Annotated in this window: 15 protein-coding genes and 1 tRNA gene; 7 read left to right on the top strand and 9 right to left on the bottom strand. The window is 61.8% G+C overall.

Annotated features, from left to right (window positions below):
- Nucleotides 1-132: 132 nt before the first annotated feature.
- From rocF to CCGE531_RS17410, 4 genes are all read right to left on the bottom strand, one after another.
- Nucleotides 133-1,068, bottom strand: a complete 936-nt coding sequence (gene rocF / locus CCGE531_RS17425; protein WP_120665509.1) for an arginase — start codon at nucleotides 1,066-1,068, stop codon at nucleotides 133-135.
- 223 nt (nucleotides 1,069-1,291) lie between these two features.
- Nucleotides 1,292-5,476, bottom strand: coding sequence for a translocation/assembly module TamB domain-containing protein (locus tag CCGE531_RS17420; protein WP_120665506.1), 4,185 nt, complete (start codon nucleotides 5,474-5,476; stop codon nucleotides 1,292-1,294).
- Nucleotides 5,477-5,541: 65 nt separating this feature from the next.
- Complete coding sequence (locus tag CCGE531_RS17415) at nucleotides 5,542-7,467, bottom strand: autotransporter assembly complex family protein (protein WP_120665503.1); 1,926 nt, start codon at nucleotides 7,465-7,467, stop codon at nucleotides 5,542-5,544.
- Between the two features lie 319 nt (nucleotides 7,468-7,786).
- The gene (locus CCGE531_RS17410) at nucleotides 7,787-8,074 is read right to left on the bottom strand and encodes a glycine zipper domain-containing protein (protein ID WP_113333910.1); all 288 of its coding nucleotides are present in this window, start codon (nucleotides 8,072-8,074) and stop codon (nucleotides 7,787-7,789) included.
- A gap of 295 nt (nucleotides 8,075-8,369) precedes the next feature.
- Between CCGE531_RS17410 and CCGE531_RS17405 the strand changes: the two genes are divergently transcribed.
- The 4 genes from CCGE531_RS17405 to hemA all read left to right on the top strand — a co-directional run bounded on the left by CCGE531_RS17405 (nucleotide 8,370) and on the right by hemA (nucleotide 13,533).
- Nucleotides 8,370-8,858: a (2Fe-2S)-binding protein gene (locus tag CCGE531_RS17405; protein WP_120665500.1), complete on the top strand. Its 489-nt coding sequence runs from the start codon at nucleotides 8,370-8,372 to the stop codon at nucleotides 8,856-8,858.
- Between the two features lie 82 nt (nucleotides 8,859-8,940).
- Nucleotides 8,941-11,286: a xanthine dehydrogenase family protein molybdopterin-binding subunit gene (locus tag CCGE531_RS17400; RefSeq protein ID WP_120665496.1), complete on the top strand. Its 2,346-nt coding sequence runs from the start codon at nucleotides 8,941-8,943 to the stop codon at nucleotides 11,284-11,286.
- Nucleotides 11,287-11,306: 20 nt separating this feature from the next.
- Nucleotides 11,307-12,101 (top strand): xanthine dehydrogenase family protein subunit M, encoded by a 795-nt coding sequence (locus tag CCGE531_RS17395; RefSeq protein ID WP_120665493.1) that lies wholly within the window; start codon nucleotides 11,307-11,309, stop codon nucleotides 12,099-12,101.
- A 220-nt stretch (nucleotides 12,102-12,321) separates the two neighbouring features.
- The gene (gene hemA / locus CCGE531_RS17390) at nucleotides 12,322-13,533 is read left to right on the top strand and encodes a 5-aminolevulinate synthase (protein WP_120666919.1); all 1,212 of its coding nucleotides are present in this window, start codon (nucleotides 12,322-12,324) and stop codon (nucleotides 13,531-13,533) included.
- A gap of 103 nt (nucleotides 13,534-13,636) precedes the next feature.
- On the opposite strand, the gene CCGE531_RS17385 is transcribed toward hemA, so the two are convergent.
- Both CCGE531_RS17385 and dxr read right to left on the bottom strand, forming a co-directional pair.
- Complete coding sequence (locus tag CCGE531_RS17385) at nucleotides 13,637-14,602, bottom strand: pyridoxal-phosphate dependent enzyme (protein WP_120665490.1); 966 nt, start codon at nucleotides 14,600-14,602, stop codon at nucleotides 13,637-13,639.
- A 97-nt stretch (nucleotides 14,603-14,699) separates the two neighbouring features.
- Entirely contained in the window at nucleotides 14,700-15,893 is a 1,194-nt protein-coding gene (dxr, locus tag CCGE531_RS17380; RefSeq protein ID WP_120665487.1) for a 1-deoxy-D-xylulose-5-phosphate reductoisomerase, read from the bottom strand.
- A gap of 201 nt (nucleotides 15,894-16,094) precedes the next feature.
- Here dxr and CCGE531_RS17375 point away from each other — a divergent pair, with 201 nt between their 5' ends.
- Nucleotides 16,095-16,361, top strand: coding sequence for a BON domain-containing protein (locus CCGE531_RS17375; protein WP_120665484.1), 267 nt, complete (start codon nucleotides 16,095-16,097; stop codon nucleotides 16,359-16,361).
- A 527-nt stretch (nucleotides 16,362-16,888) separates the two neighbouring features.
- Here CCGE531_RS17375 and CCGE531_RS17365 read toward each other — a convergent pair.
- From CCGE531_RS17365 to CCGE531_RS17355, 3 genes are all read right to left on the bottom strand, one after another.
- Nucleotides 16,889-17,482: a GNAT family N-acetyltransferase gene (locus tag CCGE531_RS17365; protein WP_245458892.1), complete on the bottom strand. Its 594-nt coding sequence runs from the start codon at nucleotides 17,480-17,482 to the stop codon at nucleotides 16,889-16,891.
- Nucleotides 17,483-17,516: 34 nt separating this feature from the next.
- Nucleotides 17,517-17,593, bottom strand: a tRNA-Arg gene (locus CCGE531_RS17360).
- A 119-nt stretch (nucleotides 17,594-17,712) separates the two neighbouring features.
- The gene (locus CCGE531_RS17355; RefSeq protein WP_120665479.1) at nucleotides 17,713-18,873 is read right to left on the bottom strand and encodes a M20 aminoacylase family protein; all 1,161 of its coding nucleotides are present in this window, start codon (nucleotides 18,871-18,873) and stop codon (nucleotides 17,713-17,715) included.
- Between the two features lie 239 nt (nucleotides 18,874-19,112).
- Between CCGE531_RS17355 and CCGE531_RS17350 the strand changes: the two genes are divergently transcribed.
- Together CCGE531_RS17350 and CCGE531_RS17345 are read left to right on the top strand one after the other, a co-directional pair.
- Nucleotides 19,113-20,231 carry a D-alanyl-D-alanine carboxypeptidase family protein gene (locus CCGE531_RS17350; RefSeq protein ID WP_205586505.1) on the top strand — a complete coding sequence of 373 codons (1,119 nt, stop codon included), beginning with the start codon at nucleotides 19,113-19,115 and terminating at the stop codon, nucleotides 20,229-20,231.
- 15 nt (nucleotides 20,232-20,246) lie between these two features.
- Nucleotides 20,247-21,443: a GTP-binding protein gene (locus CCGE531_RS17345; protein WP_120665474.1), complete on the top strand. Its 1,197-nt coding sequence runs from the start codon at nucleotides 20,247-20,249 to the stop codon at nucleotides 21,441-21,443.
- The last annotated feature ends 26 nt before the right edge of the window (nucleotides 21,444-21,469 follow it).

Below are 21,469 nucleotides of genomic sequence, written 5' to 3'. Positions count from 1 at the left end.
ACAAGCTGCATTAACGATGCTGCTCGCTCCATCCTCACCCTGAGCCCGTCGAAGGGCGAGGATGGCCTCGAGGGAAGAATGGCCCGCCTTCCGGCAACGCGCATCCGATTCTTCTGTCAGTGAGGACCGTCCTCAGGCAGCCCGTGTCGGACGGTCGAAGATGCGGCGGCCGAAGAGGCTTGCCGCCATCTCGACCAGCACGCGGGCGCTCTTGCCGCGGTCGTCGAGGAAGGGGTTGAGCTCGACGAGGTCGAGCGACGAGACGAGGCTGCTGTCGGAAAGCATCTCCATGATCAGATGCGCCTCGCGATAGGTGGCGCCGCCAGGCACCGTCGTGCCCACGCCCGGCGCGATATCCGGATCGAGGAAATCGAGATCGAAGCTCACATGCAGCAGGCCGTTGGCGGCGCTGACGGTATCGAGCACCTTGCGCATGATGGCGGCCACGCCCTGCTCGTCGAGCGAACGCATATCGAAGACGTTGACGCCGTGCTCGCGGATTTCCTCGCGCTCGCGCGGATCGACGGAGCGGATGCCGACCTGGAAGACCTTCGTCGGATCGACCAACGGCCGGCCGGCCGGCAGAACGCCCTCTATCTCGGCCTCGCCGCAGAAGAAAGCGACGGGCATGCCGTGAATATTGCCTGACGGCGAGGTGGCCGGCGAATTGAAATCGGAATGTGCGTCCAGCCAGAGCACGAAGAGCGGCCGGCCGACCTCCGCGGCGCAGCGCGCCATGCCGGAGACGCTGCCCATGGACAGGCTGTGATCGCCGCCAAGGATCAGCGGAAAGCCTCCGGATGAGGCGACATCGTAGACCTTTGCTTCCAGCGCACGCGTGAAAGCGCCGACGATCTTCAGATTATGGGCCTGCGGATGCTCCGGAAGATCTGCTGCCGGAACAGGATGCAGGTCGCCGCTGTCGGTGACGCGATGGCCAAGCTCGATCAGCGTGGTTTCGATGCCGGCGATGCGCAGTGCCGTCGGACCCATGCCGGCGCCGCGCCGGCCGGAGCCTTCCTCCAGGGGAACGCCGATCAAGGTAATGGAAGTGGATTGCGTATTCATCGGCATTGCTCCGAGGTTAGAGGCTATTGACCCGCATTATCGATTTTCCGCATGACAGCAAAAAGATGGAAAATTGTCGAAAACTGACTAGCTTTTGGCGAATTGGTCAATTCGATTTAGCAAAAATGACAAATATACGGGTGACCTTGACATCAACCTCTTCGGTTCGTCGGGTAGCAGCGCGCGAATGAGGCGGCTGATGAGGCGCGAGGGGATTTATATTTCAATACTCATGCTCGTAGACGATACCGGCTTCGCCTGCTCCGTCCGAGCCGGCCGCGCCGCGCAGCTTCACGCCGCGTCCGACATTGAGGTTGATGATCGCCTTGGTGTTGTTGGAGGCGCCTTGTTGCAGCTCGATATAAGTGCGTTTGTTCAAATACTTACCCGCGCCGACCTGCGCCTGGCCGTTCGCATCGGTCGAAATATCCAGATCGTCGACGCCGAGATGGCTGCGCAATCCTTCGAACAGCGAGGTGGAGCGTCCGCCGGCGAGCTGGCTTGCCGCATCGGCGAGCTGGGCGATTTGCATGGCCGATAGTTTCGACATGGATTGGCCGAAGATCAGCTGCGCCAGCACTTCGTCCTGCGGCAGCGCCGGCGAAGAGGAAAAGCCGATCTGCGGGTCGGTGGCGAGACCGATGACATCGACGGTGATCGTGGTGGAGCTCACCGTCGATGTCGCCTCCATGTTGAGTGCCGGCGTCAGGTCGCCGCCGAAGGTGATCTTGCTGGTATCCGTGAAATCAAGCCGGCGGCTGAGGATGGTCAGGCGTCCGCGGCGCATGGTGAAGCCGCCGGATACGACAGGTTCCGCTGCCGTGCCGCGCACCGTGATGCTGCCGCCGAGTTCGGCGTCGATGCCGCGGCCGCGCACGAAGATCTGCGAGGGTGCCTCGAGTTGCAGGTCGATGCCGAGGGTGGTCGATTTGCTGCGCGGTCCCTCTGGCTTCTGATCCTTGAACTGGGCGTTGACCGCGGCCGGGGCGTTCTTGTGCTTGATATTGATCTCGGAGAGCGATGCCGGCAGCTTCTCCGGTATCGTGATCGATGCCTTGTTGATCCTCAGATTGCCCGTCAGCATCGGCGCCGTCATCAGCGGACCCTTGACGCCGAGCGTGCCGTTGATGGTCGCAGCCACCAGCGTCCCGTCGACATAGGTCGCGTTGTTGAACTTCATCTGGATATCGGCGGGGAAGCCGCTGTCCGGGGTAATGCCGACCGTGCCGCTGCCCGAAATGCTGCCGCCGCTCGTCAGGTTGCCGCTGAGCCGCGAGATGACGGCCTGCTTGCCGTCGAGGGTTACGGTGACGGCAAGGGCGTTGAGGGTCAGGTTCCGGCGGACGTCGACCAGCTTGCCGCCGTCGGTGGCAATCGTGCCTGATATGGCAGGTGCTGCCGTCGTGCCGCCGATCTGCATGTCGATCCTCGCCGCACCTGTCACGACCAGGCCCTGGGCGGCGAGCTGGCCGGCAAGGGCATCGAAAGGCACATTGCCGGAAAACTTCAGCGCCATGGCCTTGCCGCCGGCGATGACGACAGTGCCGCCGCCGTTGAGCGCGAGGCCGCTCTGGCCGGTCAGGTTGGTGTTGATGGTCACGACATTGTCGGCGAATTTGCCATCCGCCTTGATGCCGAGCGCGGCAAGACCGCCGGATTTCGTCTGGCTCGTCGCCGCGCCCGACCAGTTTGTCTGGAACACGACGGCGGGCGCGGTGGCCTTGCCGGTGACCGCTACCGTGCCGGAAATGATGCCTTCAGCTGCAAGCGTCGGTGCAAAGACATTGGCAAGGCTCGCCGGCAGGTTGGTGATCTTGGCATTGATGTTCAATGTCTGACCGGCGGTGCCGTCAACGGTCACCGAGCCGCCGCCCGTCTGGAGGGTCAGGCCATTCAGCGACGCTGCCCCATCCTTGATGACGATCTTGGTCGGCGATGCCAGCTTCACCGGGATCGTGCGCGGAGCGCCGGCAAATGAGTCGAGGCTCACCGTCGTCTGGCCGCCTGATGTCTCGACGCCGCCGCGCGTCGTCAGCGGCGCGTTGTCATATGTGGATTTCAGATCGAAGTCGGTGCGGCTTCCCTGCTGAGTGAAGGTCAGGTCGAGACCGGTGATGCGGTTGGCGCCGGAGGCGATGGTATCCGCGCGGATGCTGCCATTGGCGGAGAAGGCCTTGAGGTCGTCGATGGTGAGCGCGACAGCCGGCTTGCCGATGACGAGATCGTCACGGCGGATGCCATTGCCGCTGGCGTTGACCTTCAGACCGGTCTTTCCATTGGCGCTGGCGATATCGAGCGAGCCCTTGAGGTCACCCTCGGCCTTTTGTCCGGCAAGGGCTGCAAGGAGGCTCAGATCCGGCAGATCGAATGTCAGCGCGCCTGATGGTTCGAAGCTGGGCGACAGGTCCAGCTTGCCTTGCAGCTTGTTCGTGCCGATTTCGGCCGATAGCGACGGGATGCTGGTGCGGCCATCCTTGGAAACGGCGTCGGCGGCGATGCGGATCGGCTTGCCGTCGATCGCTCCGCTCGCTTGAACCTTGGCCTGCGGGGCCATGGGATCCGCGGTTCCTGTCACGCCGATATCAAGCGTATCCAGCAGCCGACCCGCCAGCTTGACGTTGACGGCCTTGGCCGTCGCGTCGATGCCAAGCGCGGTCAGCGGTCCCTTGGCCTTGAGGCCGATATCGGCCTGCCCTTCGGCGTTTGGAATGAGCTTGGAAAGGTCGAGCAGCTTGCCTGATAGATCCGAGGTCAGCGACTGGTCGTTGAGCGCGACATTGCCGGTGATCTCGGCAACATTGGATTTCACCGCAAGGTTGGAGAGCGTCATCTTGGTCGGCACCGTGCCGGCGACCTGGCCTTCCAGCGAAATCGTGCCTTCGAACTTGTCCGAGACGCCGTCGGGCAGCACGCCAGGCAGGGCGAAGAGCTTGAAATTGCCCGTCAGCGCCTTCGAAGACAGCGTATATTTGCCATTGACCGTTCCGCCGATGCTGGCGCTTTCCAACGTTGTATTGTTGAAGCCGATCGTGTCGGGCGAGAGCTGCAAAGGCGCGGTCAGCGCGATCGGCGCCCGGATCAGACGGTTGAGATCGGCGCTGAGGAAGGCCGTCTGGCCGACGACCAGGCGGAGCTGCAGCGGGCCGGACATGGCGGTCAGATTGAAGGCGTCGCTTCTGGCGCTAAGGTTTACTTGGCCGATCTGCCCCTGCGGCGTGCTGGCGCTGTCGAGAGCTGCCTTCGCATCGATCTTCACCGATTGCGCCGCGCCCGTCAGCGCGATATCGACGCGGGAAATCAAAGCGCGGACCTCGCCGTTCTCCATCGGCCAGCGGAAGTCGACGGGGCCGGAGGTGCCGAGCAGATTGGCATTGAGGCTGTTATTGCCGTTGGGATCCAGTGTGCCGGATGCGGCAAGCACCGCGCTGCCGGTGGCAAGATTGCCGGTCTGGATGTCGATCTTGCCCTTGCCGTCGAAGGTTGCGGAGAGATCGATGGTGGTCTGTCCGGCAAAGAGCGGCCGCATGGTCGGCGGGAGCAGCGAATCGACATCGCCGCCGCCCTTGACGTCAATATGATGCAGGCCGTCGGCGGAAAGGCCGTGATGGCCGTTGATGGCGACTGTCGGCTTGCCGTCGAGCGCGGCCTGCAGTTTGCCGGCCCAGTTGGATAGCGGACCTTCGCCCGAAAGATCGATGTTGACGGCCGGGCCGCCAGGCAGATGCAGGAGGCCCGCCAGCATGCCGTTGCGCGGCTCGGAGATCTGCGTCTTCAGCTTCAGCTGGTTCTCGGCCGGCACGAAAGCGATATCGGCGGAAAGCTTGGCGTCGGGCACGTCACGCCTGGTGGCATTGAGCGTGAGGCCCATGCTGCTGCCGTTTGCCTTGACGCTGCCATTGGCGGCCAGAATGAAATCCTGTCCGGCGACGGCCTGACCAATACGAAGATCGGGCAGCGCGATTGCGTCGATATTGACGGCGACGGGCAGCGAAAAGCCGTTGCCGCCTGCCGTTTGTGTTTCCTGCGTGGGCGCCGCCGTCGAAACCGGCAGGCGCTGGAAATCGGCCACATCGGCGGCGATACGATCTGCGTGGAACGTACCCGTCAGCAAGGACAGCGGGGACCAATCCACGGCAAGGTTCTGCACCTTGGCATAGACACCCTTCGCGTCCGCCACCGTAATGGCGCCAACCCTCAGGTTTCCGTTCAGCAGCCCGGAAGGCGCTGCGATGGTAACGGTGCGGTCGGGTGTCGAAGCGAGTTTTGCCACCTGGTCGACGGCGTAGCTCGTTGCGGAGGGTATCATGCCGACGACGAGCACAGCCGCGATCACGAGCAAAAGGATCGCCACGACCGCGTAGGCGATCCAGCGCACCAATCTCCCGAGGATTCGAATCAATATGCTCATGAAAGAGACAGTAACCCCAATTTTGTGACCGTGTGCTGAAACGTCCGCGACAACTATACGGCTTGTCAGAAGGCCTGACCGATGCCGGCATAGATGCCATAAGATGTGCCGTTGTCATATTTCTTCAATGGAACGGCGACATCGAGCCTGATCGGACCGAAGGGCGTAGCGTAGCGCAGGCCGACGCCAGCGCCAATGCGTAGATCGGAAAAGTCCGGGAAGGTGGTGTCGGTAACGCTTCCCATGTCGATAAAGGGTACGACGCCGATCGTATCGGTGATCTTCACGCGGGCTTCGAATGACGCCGTCACATAGGAGCGCCCGCCGGTCTCGTCACCGTTGGAGTTGTAGGGCGAAATCTCCTGGTAGCCGTAGCCGCGCACCGAGCCGCCGCCGCCGGCATAGAAGCGCCGGGTGGCTGGAATATCCTCGATATTGTTCGCGCCCAGCAGCGAGCCGGCGGCAAGCTTGCCGGCAAGGACGACATTGTTGTTGGCGCCGATGCCCTTGTAGCCGGTGACCGAGCCCTCGAACGAGCCGAAGATCGTGCCGCCCATCGCCTCGTAGCTCGGCTTGGCGCTGATCGAGGCGCGGTAGCCCTCCGTCGGGTCCAGCTTGTTGTCGCGCGTGTCGCGAATGTATTCGAGCGGGATCGCGACCGTCAGATAGTTGTGCTTTCCGAAGGCGTCGGTGGTATCCTGTTCATAAGATACCTCGCCGCCGGCCGAGACGGTATCCTGATCGTTGATTTCGTAAGCAAGACTGCCGCTCGCCGTCACGGTATTGGCGTCGTAGGCGTCCGGATGCAGGCTCTGCATCTTGAGGCCGGTCGTGAAGGTCGCCGAAGGATAGAAGGTCGCGGGCCTGACATAGGTGATGCCGGCCGTGTAATCGAACTGGCCGACATCGGTCGTCTCGCCGATGCGGGAAACGGAGCCCTCGATGCGCAGCGAATCCGCGCGGCCGGTCAGGTTGCGGTGTCCCCAATAGCCCTGCAGGCCGAAACCATCGATGGTGGAATATTGCGCGCCGACGCCGAAGAAGCGCTGCTTGCCTTCGGAGACTTCAATGGTCGTCGGGATGCTACCATCAGGCGCCAGCTTGTCGGCCTCGCGGATGGTGACGCTGGAAAAGACGCCGAGTTTTCTCAAGCGGTCCGACGCTTTCTTCAATTCGTCGGGAGAGTAAGGCTTGCCTTCATTGATGCGGGCATAGCGCTTGATGAAATCCGGGTCGACCGATTTCTGGCCGGTGACGCCGACATTGCCGAAGGGAGCGACGGGGCCGCTTTCGACCTTCAGCGATACGTCGACGGTGTTGGTCGCATGGTCGGCGACGACGTCGCGCTTGTCGAACCTGGCGAGCGGATGCCCCTCGTTCTTGAAGTCGGCGACCATCTTGTCGCCTGCTTTCAGGATCGTCAGAGAGCCGGCATCGCCGCCACGCACGAGCCCATAATTCGCCGGGTCCAGCCTGGCGGCGTCGCCCTGCAGGTTGATTCTGCCGAGTTTGAAGACCGGGCCTGGGTCGATGCCGATGGTCACCGCGACCGGCTTGGCGCGGCTGAAGGTCGGCGTCGGCGGCAATGCATCGAGCGGGGTGCCATTGATGGTAATGGTGACCACGCCGCCGTAGCGAGCTTTTTCATAGAGGGCGGCAATCAGCCTGTCGCGATCGTCACGCGCCTTGACGACAACGCCGAGATCGCCGGACACCGGCTTCTTCGCGTCGGAAACCAGCATCGAGCTGTCGTTCAACGCTTCCTTCAGATCCTTGTCGAGATTGTCGGCCTTGAAATCGACCGTGTAGCGAACGGGATCGGAAACCTGATCCGCCGTTTCGTCCTCGCCCCAGAGCTTTATACCGAAGAGTTTGAACGCAAAAGCGTTTCCGGCATATATCGGACCGAGCGCAAGCACTGCCGCAACCGCTGCCACGGTTCCTGCCCGCCGATACGCAATACTCTTCCTCGGTCCAGTTCTTTTATGCATACGCCGCTTTACGGTTACATGAGAACTTACTCAGTTTGACGTTTCCCGGGAGTTAACGCGCGGCCACCATAGAGGCAAAAATCTTTCAGGTGTACCTTTTTGGAGTCAAAAACGTGGAAAAGATGCCCAATAATGGGTGAAACGCCGAGGTTTCCCGCATAGTTTCCATATATTCGCGTGGCCTGAAACGCAGCGCCCGTGGGTTGTCCCGGCCATGCGGCGGGCCGAGCTGGCGTCGATGCAAAGCCCCTTTGCCAGCCGGAAGCAAAAAGTCCCGGACTTGCCGTCCGGGACTTTCGAAATTTCGATAGAGGATCGATCAGTAGCCGCCGTAGCCACCGCGATAGCCGCCGCGCGGGCAATCGTCGATGTAGCGACGACCGTAGCGGTCGCGGTAGTAGCACTGGCCGGGCTGTTCCTGGACGCTGCCGATGACGGCGCCGGAAACGCCGCCGATAGCTGCGCCGACTGCGGCGCCGCGGACGTTGCCGGTGACTGCGCCGCCGATGATGGCGCCGGATGCTGCACCGATGCCTGCGCCCTGTTCGGTCGGCGTGCAGCTTGCGATAGACAAGCCGACCAATGCGAGCATAAGAACTTTTTTCATTTACTCTCTCCAACGTTAGTTAAGCCGAACCCCGGCCAACGTCGTCCCATTCTTCAGCTCCACCGCGATGGGCTGTCTTTCAGTCCTGCACGTGTAGAAAATATCGTGCAAAATATGATTGTCCATTGGTTGCCAATAGTTTTTTTGTTGCCGAACAAAGGCAGCTCCGCGTCCGGAGAGTAAAACGGCGTGCGCGAAACAGAAAATCCGCGACCGCTCTAAAGTAGAGGTTGATTGGACTTCAAAAAAGTCAAATGATGCCCCTTGCCTCTGGAGGAGAGGCGAGGAGGAAAATATGGCAAAAGTGACTTTGACGGTGAACGGCCGTTCGGTCAGCGGCGAGTGTGAGGATCGCACGCTGCTTGTCCATTTCATCAGGGAAAAACTCGGCCTGACCGGAACCCATGTCGGCTGCGATACCAGCCAGTGCGGCGCCTGTGTCGTCCATATGGATGGCAAGTCGGTGAAGAGCTGTGCGATCCTGGCCGCTCAGGCTTCCGGCTCCAAGATCACAACCATCGAGGGTCTCGCCGCCAATGGTGAGCTGCATCCGGTTCAGGCCGCCTTCAAGGAACATCATGGCCTGCAATGCGGCTTCTGCACGCCGGGCATGGTGATGACATCGGTCGACATGATCAACCGTCATGGCGGCAAACTGGATGAAAAGACTGTTCGTAGCGAGCTCGAGGGCAATATCTGTCGATGCACCGGCTATCACAATATCGTCAAGGCGGTGCTTTCAGCCAATGCCGAGATGAATGCCGCCAGCCAAGCGGCTGAATAGAGTTTCACCGAGACCGTCTGGCGAACGCCGATGATCGTCGTCTTGGCGTGGTGCCAGGCCCGCAACCCCGATGGAGGATGTGATGGGCGTTGAAGGCATTGGTGCGCGTGTGGCGCGCAAGGAAGACAAGCGATTTCTGACGGGCAAGGGGCGCTACACCGACGACATGGTGACGCCGGGCATGAAATATGCCTATTTCGTCCGCAGCCCGCATGCGCATGCAAAGATCAAAAGCATCGACACGACGGCGGCACTTTCCATGCCTGGCGTGATCGGCGTGCTCGAGGGCAAGCAGTTGCTTGATGATGGCATCGGCAACCTGATCTGTGGCTGGATGATCCATTCCAGGGATGGGTCGCCGATGAATATGGGCGCCTGGCGACCCCTAGCGGTCGACACCGTCCGCTATGTCGGGGATGCCGTCGCCATCGTCGTTGCCGACAGTCTCGGCGAGGCCCGCGATGCGGCCGAGGCCGTTGTTGTCGACTATGAGGAACTGCCTGCCGTCGTCCAGGCGGCGGATGCGCTGAAAGCGGGCGCGCCGCAGATCCATCCGGAAGCGGCGAACAATCTGATCTTCGACTGGGAACTTGGCGATGCGGCGGCGACCGACAAGGCGATCGCCGAGGCCGCACATGTCACCGAGATCGAGATCTACAACAACCGGCTTTCGCCGAATGCCATGGAGCCGCGCGCAACGCTCGGCATCTATGATGCGGCCGAAGACCACTATACCTGCTACACGACGAGCCAGAACCCGCATGTGGCGCGGCTCGTCATGAGCGCCTTCTACAATGTCGCGCCGGAAAACAAGCTGCGTGTCATCGCACCTGACGTCGGCGGCGGCTTCGGCTCGAAGATCTACATCTACCCGGAAGAAATCGTCTGTCTCTGGGCATCGAAGAAGACCGGCGTGCCGGTCAAGTGGACGGCCGACCGCACCGAAGCTTTCCTGACGGATGCGCATGGCCGCGATCATGTTTCCAAGGTGAAGATGGCCTTCGACGCACAGAACCGCATGACGGCGCTGAAGGTCGATACGATCGCCAATCTCGGCGCCTATATGTCGCTCTTCTCCTCGGCAGTGCCGACCTATCTCTATGCGACGCTGCTGTCGGGCCAGTACGCCATTCCGGCGATCCACGCCAATGTCCGCACGGTCTATACCAATACCGTGCCGGTCGATGCCTATCGCGGGGCGGGACGGCCGGAGGCGACCTATCTGCTCGAGCGTACGGTGGAGACGGCAGCGCGTGAGCTCGGCGTCTCGCCGGCGGAGCTCAGACGGATCAACTTCATCCGTTCCTTCCCCTACCAGACACCCGTCATCATGAACTACGATGCCGGCGACTACGAAGCCTCGCTCAATGCCGCCATGCAGCAGGCGGATTGGGCTGGCTTCCCCGCCCGCAAGACGGAGGCGGCCGGCCGCGGCATGAAGCGCGGCATCGGTATGAGCTGCTATATCGAGGCCTGCGGCATCGCACCGTCGCAAGCTGTGGGTTCGCTCGGCGCGGGCGTCGGCCTGTGGGAATCGGCCGAGGTGCGCGTGAATGCCGTCGGAACGATCGAAGTGCTCACGGGCTCGCACAGCCACGGGCAGGGACATGAGACCACTTTCGCGCAGCTCGTCGCCGACCGGCTCGGCGTGCCGATCGACAGCGTGTCCATCGTCCATGGCGATACCGACAAGGTGCAGATGGGTATGGGCACCTATGGCTCCCGCTCGGGCGCCGTCGGCATGTCCGCCGTCGTCAAGGCGCTCGACAAGGTGGAGGCGAAGGCAAAGAAGATCGCCGCGCATCTGATGGAGGCCGACGAAAGCGATATCGTCATCGAGAATGGTGAAGTGAAGGTGGCGGGCACCGACAAATCGCTGCCCTGGTTCCAGGTGGCGCTGGCGTCCTACACCGCGCACAACCTGCCCGCCGGCATGGAGCCGGGTCTGAAGGAAACCGCCTTCTACGATCCGGCGAACTTCACCTTCCCGGCCGGCTGCTACATCTGCGAGGTCGAGGTGGATCCGGAAACCGGCAAGACCGAAATTATCCAGTTCGTCGCGGCCGACGACTTCGGCAACATCATCAATCCGATGATCGTCGAGGGACAGGTGCATGGCGGCATCGCGCAAGGCATCGGCCAGGCGCTGCTGGAAGCCGTGCATTACGATGAGAACGGCCAGCTCCTGACGGCAAGTTTCATGGACTACACCATGCCGCGCGCCGACGATCTGCCGTCCTTCCAGCTTTCGCACCAGAACACGCCGTGCCCGAGCAATCCGCTCGGCATCAAGGGATGCGGCGAGGCGGGCGCCATCGGCTCGCCGCCGGCGCTGATGAATGCCATCACCGACGCCATCGGTAACAACACGCTGACCATGCCGGCCACGCCGCTCAAGGTGTGGGAAGCGGCGCAGGCTACGGCCTGAGACGAGAGGAGGATAGGACAATGTATGCAACGAATTACCATCGCGCCTCTTCGGTCGACGAAGCCGTCAAGCTGCTGTCGAACACGGACGAGGGTAAATACGTCTCCGGCGGCATGACGCTGATCGCCACCATGAAGCAGCGCCTGGCTTCGCCGAGCGATCTCGTCGATCTCAGGCATATCCCTTCGATCAAAGGAATACGGGTTGATGGCCGCAGGGTCACGATCGGGGCGGCGACCACCCATGCGGAGGTCGCCTCTTCGGCGGCGATCCGCGCGGTTTGTCCGGCGCTCTGCGAGCTTGCCGGCATGATCGGCGACCCGCATGTCCGGCACATGGGCACGATCGGCGGGTCCGTCGCCAACAATGATCCGGCGGCGGACTACCCCTCGGCGATGCTGGCGCTGAATGCCACCATCGTCACCGATCGCCGCCAGATCGCGGCCGACGACTTCTTCCAGGGCCTGTTCGAGACGGCGCTGGAAGGCGCCGAGCTGATCACGTCGATTGCCTTCGACGCGCCGGAAAGGGCGGGCTACGCCAAGTTCCGCAATCCGGCCTCGCGCTATGCGATCACCGGGGTCTTCGTCGCCAAAAATGCGGGCGGCGTGCGCGTTGCCGTCACAGGTGCCGGTGCGGATGGCGTCTTCCGCCAGGGCGATATGGAACAGGCGCTTGCGGCGAACTGGCTGCCGGAGGCGGTTGCAGGCGTGACCGTCGATCCCGGTTCGCTGCTCTCCGACCTGCATGCGACGGCCGAATATCGCGCCAACCTGGTCAAGGTCATGGCAAAGCGCGCCGTGGCCGCAGCATAGGTGAGCCAAGAGAAACACCGGAGCGATGGGGTTTACCCCTCGCTCCGGAGAGAGTGTTTCCAGCACGGTTTGGATTGTCAATTTGACGTGAATGGTTATTCTTGTCTGGAATTGTTCAAAATTAGGGGCCATTTGCCGCAGCGGGGCGTGAAAGCAATATCGAGGGGTTGACGTGCGAACCGGCATTCTCGAAAACGGTCGCACGGTACTGGAGCAGATGATGGATTTCGAAGCATTTTTTAAGGGCGAGCTGGAAGGTCTTCACAATGAAGGCCGCTACCGGGTCTTCGCGGATCTCGAACGCCGCCGTGGCAATTTCCCCCGCGCAATCCGGCATACGGCCAATGGCCCTCAGGAAGTGACCGTCTGGTGCTCCAACGACTATCTCGGCATGGGCCAGCATCCGAAAGTGATCGAGGCGATGAAGCAAGCCATAGATCACTGTGGCGCGGGTGCGGGAGGCACCCGGAATATTTCTGGCACCAACCACTACCATGTTCTGCTCGAGCAGGAGCTCGCCGATCTGCACGGCAAGGAATCGGCTCTGATCTTCACCTCGGGCTATATCTCCAACTGGGCGACGCTCGGCACGCTCGGCGCGCGCATTCCCGGCCTCATCATCTTCTCGGACGCGCTCAACCACGCATCGATGATCGAAGGCATCCGCTATGCGAAGTGCGACAAGGTCATCTGGAAGCATAACGACCTGCACGATCTCGAAGCCAAGCTGAAGGCTGCCGATCCGAAGGCGCCGAAGCTCATCGCTTTCGAGAGCGTCTATTCCATGGATGGCGATATCGCCCCCATCAAGGAAATCTGCGACCTCGCCGACAAGTACGGCGCGATGACCTATCTTGACGAAGTCCATGCCGTCGGCATGTACGGCCCGCGCGGCGGCGGCATTGCCGAGCGCGAGGGACTGATGGATCGCCTGACCGTGATCGAAGGTACGCTCGGCAAGGCATTCGGTGTCATGGGCGGCTATATTGCCGCTTCGACCGCGCTGTGCGATTTCATCCGGTCGTTCGCGTCCGGCTTCATCTTCACGACCTCGCTGCCGCCGGCGCTTGCTGCGGGCGCTGTCGCCTCCATCCAGCACCTGAAGGTCAGCCAGTTCGAACGCATGCGCCATCAGGATCGCGTGCGCAAGCTGCGTGCGCAGCTCGATGCCGCCGGCATTCCGCACATGCCTAACCCGAGCCATGTCGTGCCGGTCATGGTCGGCGATGCCGCCAAGTGCAAGTGGATTTCGGATCTGCTGCTCGACGCCGGCGTCTACGTCCAGCCGATCAATTATCCGACCGTGCCGAAGAAGACCGAGCGCCTGCGCATCACGCCGACGCCGCTGCATTCGGATGGCGATATCGAGCAGCTGGTCGGTGCGCTGCATGCGCTGTGGTCGCGCTGTGCGCTTGCGCGGGCTGTCGCGTAAGGGGCGGCTTTCTGAAGTCTGCCGTGCCGAATTTGACGGGCACGGCTCCTTCCCATTGGGATATTCGGAAATATATGCGTAGGCATAGGCTTACGTTTATCCCTCAGCAAACCCACCACATCGAAGAGCGTCCATGCTCGACGCCTGGCAGCGATCGGGATGTTTGCCAGGCCTGCAGCTGCTTGAGGGTAGCAGTCGCTCCGCCGCAGGCGATCACCAGCACGCGCTCGAAGCGCGCCAGCCGATCGGCATGGGCATAGGCGACGGCCAATGCGGCGCCGCAAGCGGGCTCCACGAGGACGCGATGATCGTCGAGGAAGCGCAGGCAGGCGTCGACGGCAGCCCGGTCACTGACGGTGACGCAATCGACCCGCCTGTTTTGGGTGATGTCGAAGGCGCGTTGGCAGACCTTTCGGGCGCCGAGCGATGTCGCGATGCTGGTGATGCCGGGCAGTTCCACCAGTCTGCCGGCCTTGACCGAAGCTGCCAGCGAGGCAGCGCCCTCCGTTTCGGCGGCGATGATCGGAATATGCTGAAGGCCGTTGCGATCGAGCCCTTCCGAGACGCCAGCCATCAATCCGCCGCCGCCGACCGAAAGAACGACCGCGTCGAAGGCGAAGCCGGCCCTGACGGCCTCGTCGATCATCGTCGCATGGCCGGTCCAGAGGAGCGGATCGTCGAAGGGATGGATGAATGCGGTTTCCGCATCGACGGCCTGAAGCGCGCGTTCGTTTGCCTCCTGCCACGAAGCGCCGTGCACGAAGACCTCGGCTCCCTCCTGGCGGATCAGCGACTTCGCCCGGTCCGTCGCCGTCTCGGGAACGAAGACCGAGACCGGGATCGAAAGGCGACGGCCGGCATAGGCGACCGCAATGCCGGCATTGCCGCCGGAGGAGGACACGAAGCGCCGCTTTCCGTTTCGGGCATGGTGTTCGCAGGCGGCACCTATGCCACGGATCTTGAAGGAGCCGGGCGGCTGCAACGCATCCATTTTCAACCAGATGGAGCGTCCCGATGCCTGGCTCAGCGTGGCGGATTCGAGAAGCGGAGTTTCGAGATGAAGGGACATGCAGTGATCTCTCCGCAAAGCGCTGTGGGCGATGATGTTTTATTTGCTTTCACGCAATTCCAGATGCGAAACCGCTTCGCACTTTTGCTGGAATTGCTTAGGCCGCCTTGTCCCGCTGGGCGATGAGCACGGCGGCACGGCCGCGCGCCTCGGCGTCCGCCGCAAAGACGGCATCCATGGTTTCGGCGCTGCCGGTCGCGATCATCTCGTCCATGACGGCTTCGGCGATATCGGCCATTTCCAGGAAGCCGATGCGGCCATCCACGAAGGCATGGAAGGCGATCTCTTCGGCCGCATTCATGATCGCGCCCTGCAGGCCGCCGCGTTCCAGCGCCGTGCGGGCAAGCCGCAGAGCCGGGAAGCGAACTTCGTCCGGCGCCTCGAAGTCAAGTCGGGCGAGCTTGGCGAAATCCAGCCGGTCGACGCTGAGCTTCGTGCGGGCGGGGTAGGTCAACGCATAGCCGATGGCGGTGCGCATATCCGGACAGCCGAGCTGCGCCAGCACGGAACCATCCGTATAGCCGACCATCGAGTGAATGACGGATTGCGGGTGGACCACGACTTCGATCTGATCGGGGCGCACATTGAACAGGTGCTTGGCCTCGATCATCTCCAGCGCCTTGTTGAACATCGAGGCGCTGCCGATGGAGATCTTGAAGCCCATCGACCAATTGGGATGGGCGCGGGCGATCGCAGGCGTAACATTGGCCATCTGCTCGCGCGTCCAGGTGCGGAAGGGGCCACCGGATGCGGTGATGATGATGCGCTCGACAGCGTGTTGCTGATCCTCTTCCAGCGCCTGGAAAATGGCACTGTGTTCGCTGTCGACCGGGATCAGCCGGCCGCCGCCTTCGGCAACGGCGCGCACGAAAAGATCGCCGGCGGAGACGAGGCATTCCTTGTTGGCGAGCGCGATATCGGCGCCGCGGCGGGCGGCGGCCAGCGTCGGCGCAAGGCCGGCGGTGCCGACGATCGCCGCCATCACCCAATCCGAAGGCATCGAGGCGGCTTCGATCAAGGCGTTCTTGCCCGCGCCGACGGCTATGCCCGACCCGGCCAGGGCACTCTTCAGCTCCTGATAGCGCTCTTCATTGGCGGTTACCGCGAAAGCGGCACCGCACGCCTTGGCCTGCTCGGCCAACAGGCCGATATTGTCATGGCCGGTGATGGCGGCGATGTCGAAGGCGTCGCGCCCGCCCAGCTGGGCAATGACGTCGAGCGTATTCTGGCCGATGGAGCCGGTCGAACCCAATATCGTCAGGCGGCGACGTGCCTTGCTGCCGGTGTTCATTCAGGTATCCGCATTTGCTGCTGTTCCCCCAAGGCTCTACAGGGGATTGCCCGGAGCGGCAAGTCCGCAGCCGTGTAACTGCATCGTGTTGAATATGCACGCAAAAGGTGAAATAGCCGATTTAGTAATATTTTTCGAGGTTCTGTTGAACCAAATGCAAAGTGCTGCGTTTTCCGACCACTCGAATGCGGAGAGTGATGGATGGTTTTCAAGGCGGCAACATTTCATGGCATGGAGCTCTATCTGGAAAACGAACAGGCCAGGCGCTCGGCCCTGGAATCCGCGGTTGCCAATGCGCTCGCCGTTGCCGGCGGAATCGATGCTTCCGATGTCACGGTGACTGCCGCGGGCCAGGAAATCCGCCTGGACGGCTCGGTCGCAACGCAGCAGGAGGTGATGCGGGCGACCGCAGTCGCCGAATCGATCCGCGGCGTCAGGCTGGTTAGGAATAGGATTGCGGTGGGGTGATATCCGGGCTTTGAGTTCGCGTTCATGCTGCGCCCGATGGGGATTTACGGGCGTACTCCGTTCTTGAGGTAGGGCAATCGCATATGAAATGAGGTCGTTGCCGCGTCCCCCCTTCTCCCCTCGGGGAGAAGGTGCCGATAGGCGGATGAGGGGGCGCCTGCCAAGAGCACGAAAATTCCCGCATTCAAATCGGCCAGCCCCCTCATCCGACCCTTCGGGCCACCTTCTCCCCGAGGGGAGAAGGGATGTGCGGCACCGATGTGCCTCACATGCGATTACCCCGGTTATCGAGGTGAAATATATGAGAAAGATAATGGCGGCCGTCGCAATGCTGGGCATCTTCGCCGCCATCGGTGCATCCGCGCAAGATCATCCCACAACATTCCGCGAAATCGCCTCGGACCCAGCCGCGAGCGCTGCCTTCAAGGCGATGGCGAAAGGCCACGGGTGCCGGATTGGATCAACGGCAAGACGGTCCTCTACGCAGCGCTGACCGGCAGTCTGGGGAACCATCCGGATGCGTTCAATTACAAATGAGTCGGCAGATCGAAGAATAGTTTCGATACGATTGGAGAATCCGATGCGTGGGTGCCCGTCCGGCAAAGCACGCCTCCCGCTTTCTCGATAACGCGTTTCGAGGCGAAGTTATCTTCGTTGCAGACGATGCTGATATTGGCAAAGCCAGCCTTCCTTGCGACAGGCAATAGAAGCAGCAGTGCTTGCGTTGCGTACCCTCGTCCTTGTTTCCAAGGGACGATCGAATAGCCCACATGACCCGGCACGTGTAAGGGCAGTTGGGTCGTTCCAGCCAGATAACGCAATGTAATGTAGCCGCAAAAGCCTCCATCCCAGATCCAGAACGGGCGGGCAATAAGGCATTGAGGTTCCCGATTCGATACCGCTGTGGCGACGATTTCGTTCGATATAGTACGGGTGAGGAAAGCTGATCTGTCTTTCCGGAGTGTCGTCAGTTCAGTTTCGATAAACGACTTGTCATGCTGGCGCCGTGGATCGGGCGACCAACCGCGCATGAGCGCTTGTTCAAAGCCCCGTAAATTGAGCAGGCTTGGCTCAACAAGGGTTAAATCGTTCGCACGCGCTGAAGTTTGATGTTCTTCCAATCTCGATCACGCGGTCATCAGTGAGGATGGAAAATGGTGATCTCGACGCGATTCGAACGCGTGACCCCCAGATTAGGAATCTGGTGCTCTATCCTGCTGAGCTACGAGACCACTCGAGATGATCCATACAAAAGCAAAGGCGCGAAGCCAAGCCCTTTTACGTCCTAGGGACAATTCGCTTTTGCGGTGCCGCGCGCCCTGGTGGGCGCACGGAGAATGATGGGGGTGCCTCAGGCGTTGAGGCGCTGCTCGGCGAGGCGCACCCAATAGGAGATGCCGTGGGCGATGGCTTCGTCGTTGAAGTCGTAGGCGGGGTTGTGCAGGCCGGCGCTGTCGCCGTTGCCGACGAAGATGAAGGCGCCGGGGCGGGCGTTCAGCATGTAGGAGAAATCCTCGCCGCCCATCATCGGGTCGATATCCCGGATGACATTGCCCGCGCCGGCGATCTCTTGAGCGACCGCGATCGCGTGATCGGTCTCGTCGGCATGGTTTGATGTGACCGGGTAGTTGCGCTGGAATTCGATCTCGGCTTCCGCCCCGTGGGTGGCGGCGATGCCGGAGACGATCTGCTTGAAGCGCTGTTCGGCCAGGTCGCGTATTTCGGGATCGAGCGTGCGCACCGTGCCGGCAAGGCTCGCATCGTTCGGGATGACGTTATGTGCGTTGCCGGCATTGAATTTGGTGACGGAGACGACGACCGATTTCAGCGGATCGGTGCTGCGCGAGGCGATGAGCTGCAAATTGGAGACGATCTGCGCGCCGATGGCGATCGGATCGATCGTCTTGTGCGGCATGGCGGCATGGCCGCCGAGCCCCTTGATGGAGACGGTAAATTCGTCGGTCGCCGCCATGATCGCGCCCTTGCGGATGGCGAAATGGCCGACAGGCAGGCCCGGCATATTGTGCATGCCGTAGACTTCGGCGATCTTGAAGCGCTCCATCATGCCGTCCTTGACCATGGCGTCGCCGCCGGCGCCGCCTTCTTCGGCCGGCTGGAAGATGACGGCGATATTACCGTTGAAGGTGCGGTTCTCGGCGAGGTATTTCGCAGCGCCCAAGAGCATGGCCGTGTGGCCGTCATGGCCGCAGGCATGCATCTTGCCGGGCGTTTCGGAAGCATAGGGCTTGCCGGTGATTTCGGTCAGCGGCAGGGCGTCCATATCGGCGCGCAGGCCGACCGTTCGTCCTTCGCCCTTGCCACGGATCAGGCCGACGACGCCGGTGCGGCCGATGCCGGTCACCACCTCGTCGACGCCGAAGGAGCGCAGTTTCTCGGCCACGAAGGCGGCCGTATTCTCAACGGCATAGAGGAGTTCCGGATGCGCATGGATGTGGCGGCGCCACTCGGTCACTTCGCCCTGGAGTTCTGCGGCCCTGTTCAAGATCGGCATGCTGATTTTCCTGCTGCTCAATATCGATTCTGGTTCAACTCACGGATCCGTCGCACGGCTTTGGCCAGCTTATCGGGGCCTTTGCGGCGTGCTAACGGGAAAAAAGTCGTCAATCGCTTTGCCTTCTCCTAGCCATATAGGTTAAATAGACGAAGCTTTCGAGAAAATTCCGGACTTCTGAAGGATAGATCGTGCCGACGAAGCAGAATCGTTTGTATGCCGCCCTGCGGCTCGCCCCTATGGCCGCAGCAGCATCCATGCTTTTCCTGTCGACCGCGCAAACGGCCGGAGCCAATCCGCATATTCTCGTCGATGTCGGCACCGGGCGCGTGCTCGACCAGCAGGAGGCGTTTCGCCGCTGGTATCCCGCTTCGCTCACCAAGCTGATGACGACCTATGTGACGTTCCGGGCCATCCAGTCCGGCCAGGTCAGGCTCGATTCGCCCGTCGTCATGTCGAAGCTTGCAGCGGCACAGCCGCCGGCGAAGATGTATTTCAAGCCGGGCCAGAAGATGACGCTCGACAATGCCATGAAGATGATGCTGGTCAAATCGGCCAACGATCTTGCCATGGCCGTTGCCGAGACCGTCGGCGGTTCGCAGCAGGGCTTCGTGGCGCGGATGAATGCGGAAGCCGCCCGCCTCGGCATGCGCGACTCGCATTTCATCAATCCGAACGGCCTTCCCGGCAAGGGGCAATATACAACGGCGCGCGATCTTGCCATTCTGAGTGTGGCGCTGCGCCGCGAGTTTCCGCAATATGCCGGCTATTTCTCGCTCGAAGGCTTCACCAACGGCGTGAAGCAGGTGCCGAACATCAATATGCTCATCGGCCGCTTCGACGGCGCCGATGGCATGAAGACCGGCTTCATCTGCGCGTCCGGCTTCAACCAGATCGCATCGGCAACCCGCAACGGCCGTACGCTGATCTCGGTCGTTCTCGGAACCGATAGCCTGGCGGCGCGCGCCGACGATTCCGCCAATTTCCTGGAAAAGGGTTTCCAGAACCAGCTGTCGACCCGCGACACGCTGGCGACGCTCAGACCCGACGCGCCGCTTGCAGCCGATGTCGCCGATGTCACCGCCGACATCTGCAGCACCAAGGGCGCGCAGGCGCGCAGCGAAACCCGCGACCCGTTCGGCCGCACCAAGGTACAGTCGCCCTATATCCATGAAATGGATCACGACCCCAATTTCGTCTATGCCGGCCTGATCGGCGGCCAGGATGTCGCGACCGCCGTCAAAGGCGACAAGGACGATGTCACGGCAAGAGGCGACAAGGCGACCAGGGACAACAAAATCGCCATTTCCGGCGGCGCGTCCAGTGTGCCGATCCCGATGCCGCGTCCCACTTTCTGATATCGGATATCACCCATGAGCGTTTCGCAGCAAAGAGTGCCGGTTGCCATCCTGACCGGCTTTCTCGGAGCGGGTAAATCGACCTTGCTCAACCGCATCCTCAAGGACGGGGACATGCGCGATGCGGCCGTCATCATCAATGAGTTCGGCGATGTCGGTATCGATCATCTGCTGGTGGAAAGCTCCGGCGATTCCATCATCGAGCTTTCCGATGGCTGCCTGTGCTGCACGGTGCGCGGCGAGCTGGTGGATACGCTGGCGAACCTCATGGACGCCATGCAGACCGGCCGCATCCGGCCGCTGAAGCGCGTCGTCATCGAAACGACCGGCCTTGCCGATCCTGCTCCCGTCATGCAGTCGATCATGGGCAATCCAATCATCGCCAACAATTTCGACCTCGATGGCGTCATCACCGTCGTCGATGCGGTCAACGGCCTGCAGACGCTCGACAATCACGAAGAGGCGCGCAAGCAGGTGGCGGTTGCCGACCGGCTGATCGTTTCCAAGACCGGGATCGCCGGCGCTGTGCCCGAAGGCCAGCTGGAGAGCCGGCTGAGGGCGCTCAATCCGCGCGCGCAGATCCTGAATGCCGATAGCGACGAGGCGGGACGCGCCGCCATTCTCGTCAACGGCCTTTATGACCCGGCTTCGAAGATCGCCGATGTCGGCCGCTGGCTGCGGGACGAGCTGGAGGCGGACGGCGATCATCATCACCATGATGATCACGATCACCACGACCATGATCATGACCACCATCACGGCGATCATGGACATCACCATCATGCACATCACCACGGCCACCGGCATCAGCACAGCCATGATGTGACCCGCCATGACGCCTCGATCCGATCCTTTTCGATCGTCGAGACCCAGCCGATCGACCCGATGGCGCTGGAAATGTTCATCGATCTCCTTCGTTCCGCGCACGGCGAAAAGCTGCTGCGCATGAAGGCGATCGTTGCCGTGTCCGACCGACCGGAGCGCCCCGTCGTGCTGCATGGCGTGCAGAACATCTTCCATCCGCCGGTGCGGCTGCCGGCTTGGCCCGATCCGGAAGACCGCCGCACACGCATGGTGATCATCACCAAGGACCTGCCGGAAGATTTCGTGAAAGGCCTCTTCGACGCCTTCCTCAGCAAGCCGCGCGTCGATACGCCTGACAGGGCGGCGCTGCAGGACAATCCGCTCGCCGTGCCGGGGATGCGGTTTTAGCCTCCGTTGATGGGGCCAAACAACCC

Source organism: Rhizobium sp. CCGE531 (assembly GCF_003627795.1).
In the GTDB taxonomy this organism is placed as follows: Bacteria; Pseudomonadota; Alphaproteobacteria; order Rhizobiales; family Rhizobiaceae; genus Rhizobium.
Note: the sequence above shows the minus strand (reverse complement) of the source record. Positions and strands in the feature narration are given on the sequence as shown.

What these genes read in the sequence shown, in the direction of transcription:
- hemA (WP_120666919.1), top strand. Translation starts at nt 12,322, where the DNA reads ATGGATTTCGAAGCATTTTTTAAGGGCGAGCTGGAAGGTCTTCACAAT.
- CCGE531_RS17395 (WP_120665493.1), top strand. Translation starts at nt 11,307, where the DNA reads ATGTATGCAACGAATTACCATCGCGCCTCTTCGGTCGACGAAGCCGTC.
- CCGE531_RS17355 (WP_120665479.1), bottom strand. Translation starts at nt 18,873, where the DNA reads ATGCCGATCTTGAACAGGGCCGCAGAACTCCAGGGCGAAGTGACCGAG.
- CCGE531_RS17400 (WP_120665496.1), top strand. Translation starts at nt 8,941, where the DNA reads ATGGGCGTTGAAGGCATTGGTGCGCGTGTGGCGCGCAAGGAAGACAAG.
- rocF (WP_120665509.1), bottom strand. Translation starts at nt 1,068, where the DNA reads ATGAATACGCAATCCACTTCCATTACCTTGATCGGCGTTCCCCTGGAG.
- dxr (WP_120665487.1), bottom strand. Translation starts at nt 15,893, where the DNA reads ATGAACACCGGCAGCAAGGCACGTCGCCGCCTGACGATATTGGGTTCG.
- CCGE531_RS17350 (WP_205586505.1), top strand. Translation starts at nt 19,113, where the DNA reads ATGGCCGCAGCAGCATCCATGCTTTTCCTGTCGACCGCGCAAACGGCC.
- CCGE531_RS17385 (WP_120665490.1), bottom strand. Translation starts at nt 14,602, where the DNA reads ATGTCCCTTCATCTCGAAACTCCGCTTCTCGAATCCGCCACGCTGAGC.
- CCGE531_RS17345 (WP_120665474.1), top strand. Translation starts at nt 20,247, where the DNA reads ATGAGCGTTTCGCAGCAAAGAGTGCCGGTTGCCATCCTGACCGGCTTT.
- CCGE531_RS17415 (WP_120665503.1), bottom strand. Translation starts at nt 7,467, where the DNA reads ATGCATAAAAGAACTGGACCGAGGAAGAGTATTGCGTATCGGCGGGCA.
- CCGE531_RS17410 (WP_113333910.1), bottom strand. Translation starts at nt 8,074, where the DNA reads ATGAAAAAAGTTCTTATGCTCGCATTGGTCGGCTTGTCTATCGCAAGC.
- CCGE531_RS17375 (WP_120665484.1), top strand. Translation starts at nt 16,095, where the DNA reads ATGGTTTTCAAGGCGGCAACATTTCATGGCATGGAGCTCTATCTGGAA.
- CCGE531_RS17420 (WP_120665506.1), bottom strand. Translation starts at nt 5,476, where the DNA reads ATGAGCATATTGATTCGAATCCTCGGGAGATTGGTGCGCTGGATCGCC.
- CCGE531_RS17405 (WP_120665500.1), top strand. Translation starts at nt 8,370, where the DNA reads ATGGCAAAAGTGACTTTGACGGTGAACGGCCGTTCGGTCAGCGGCGAG.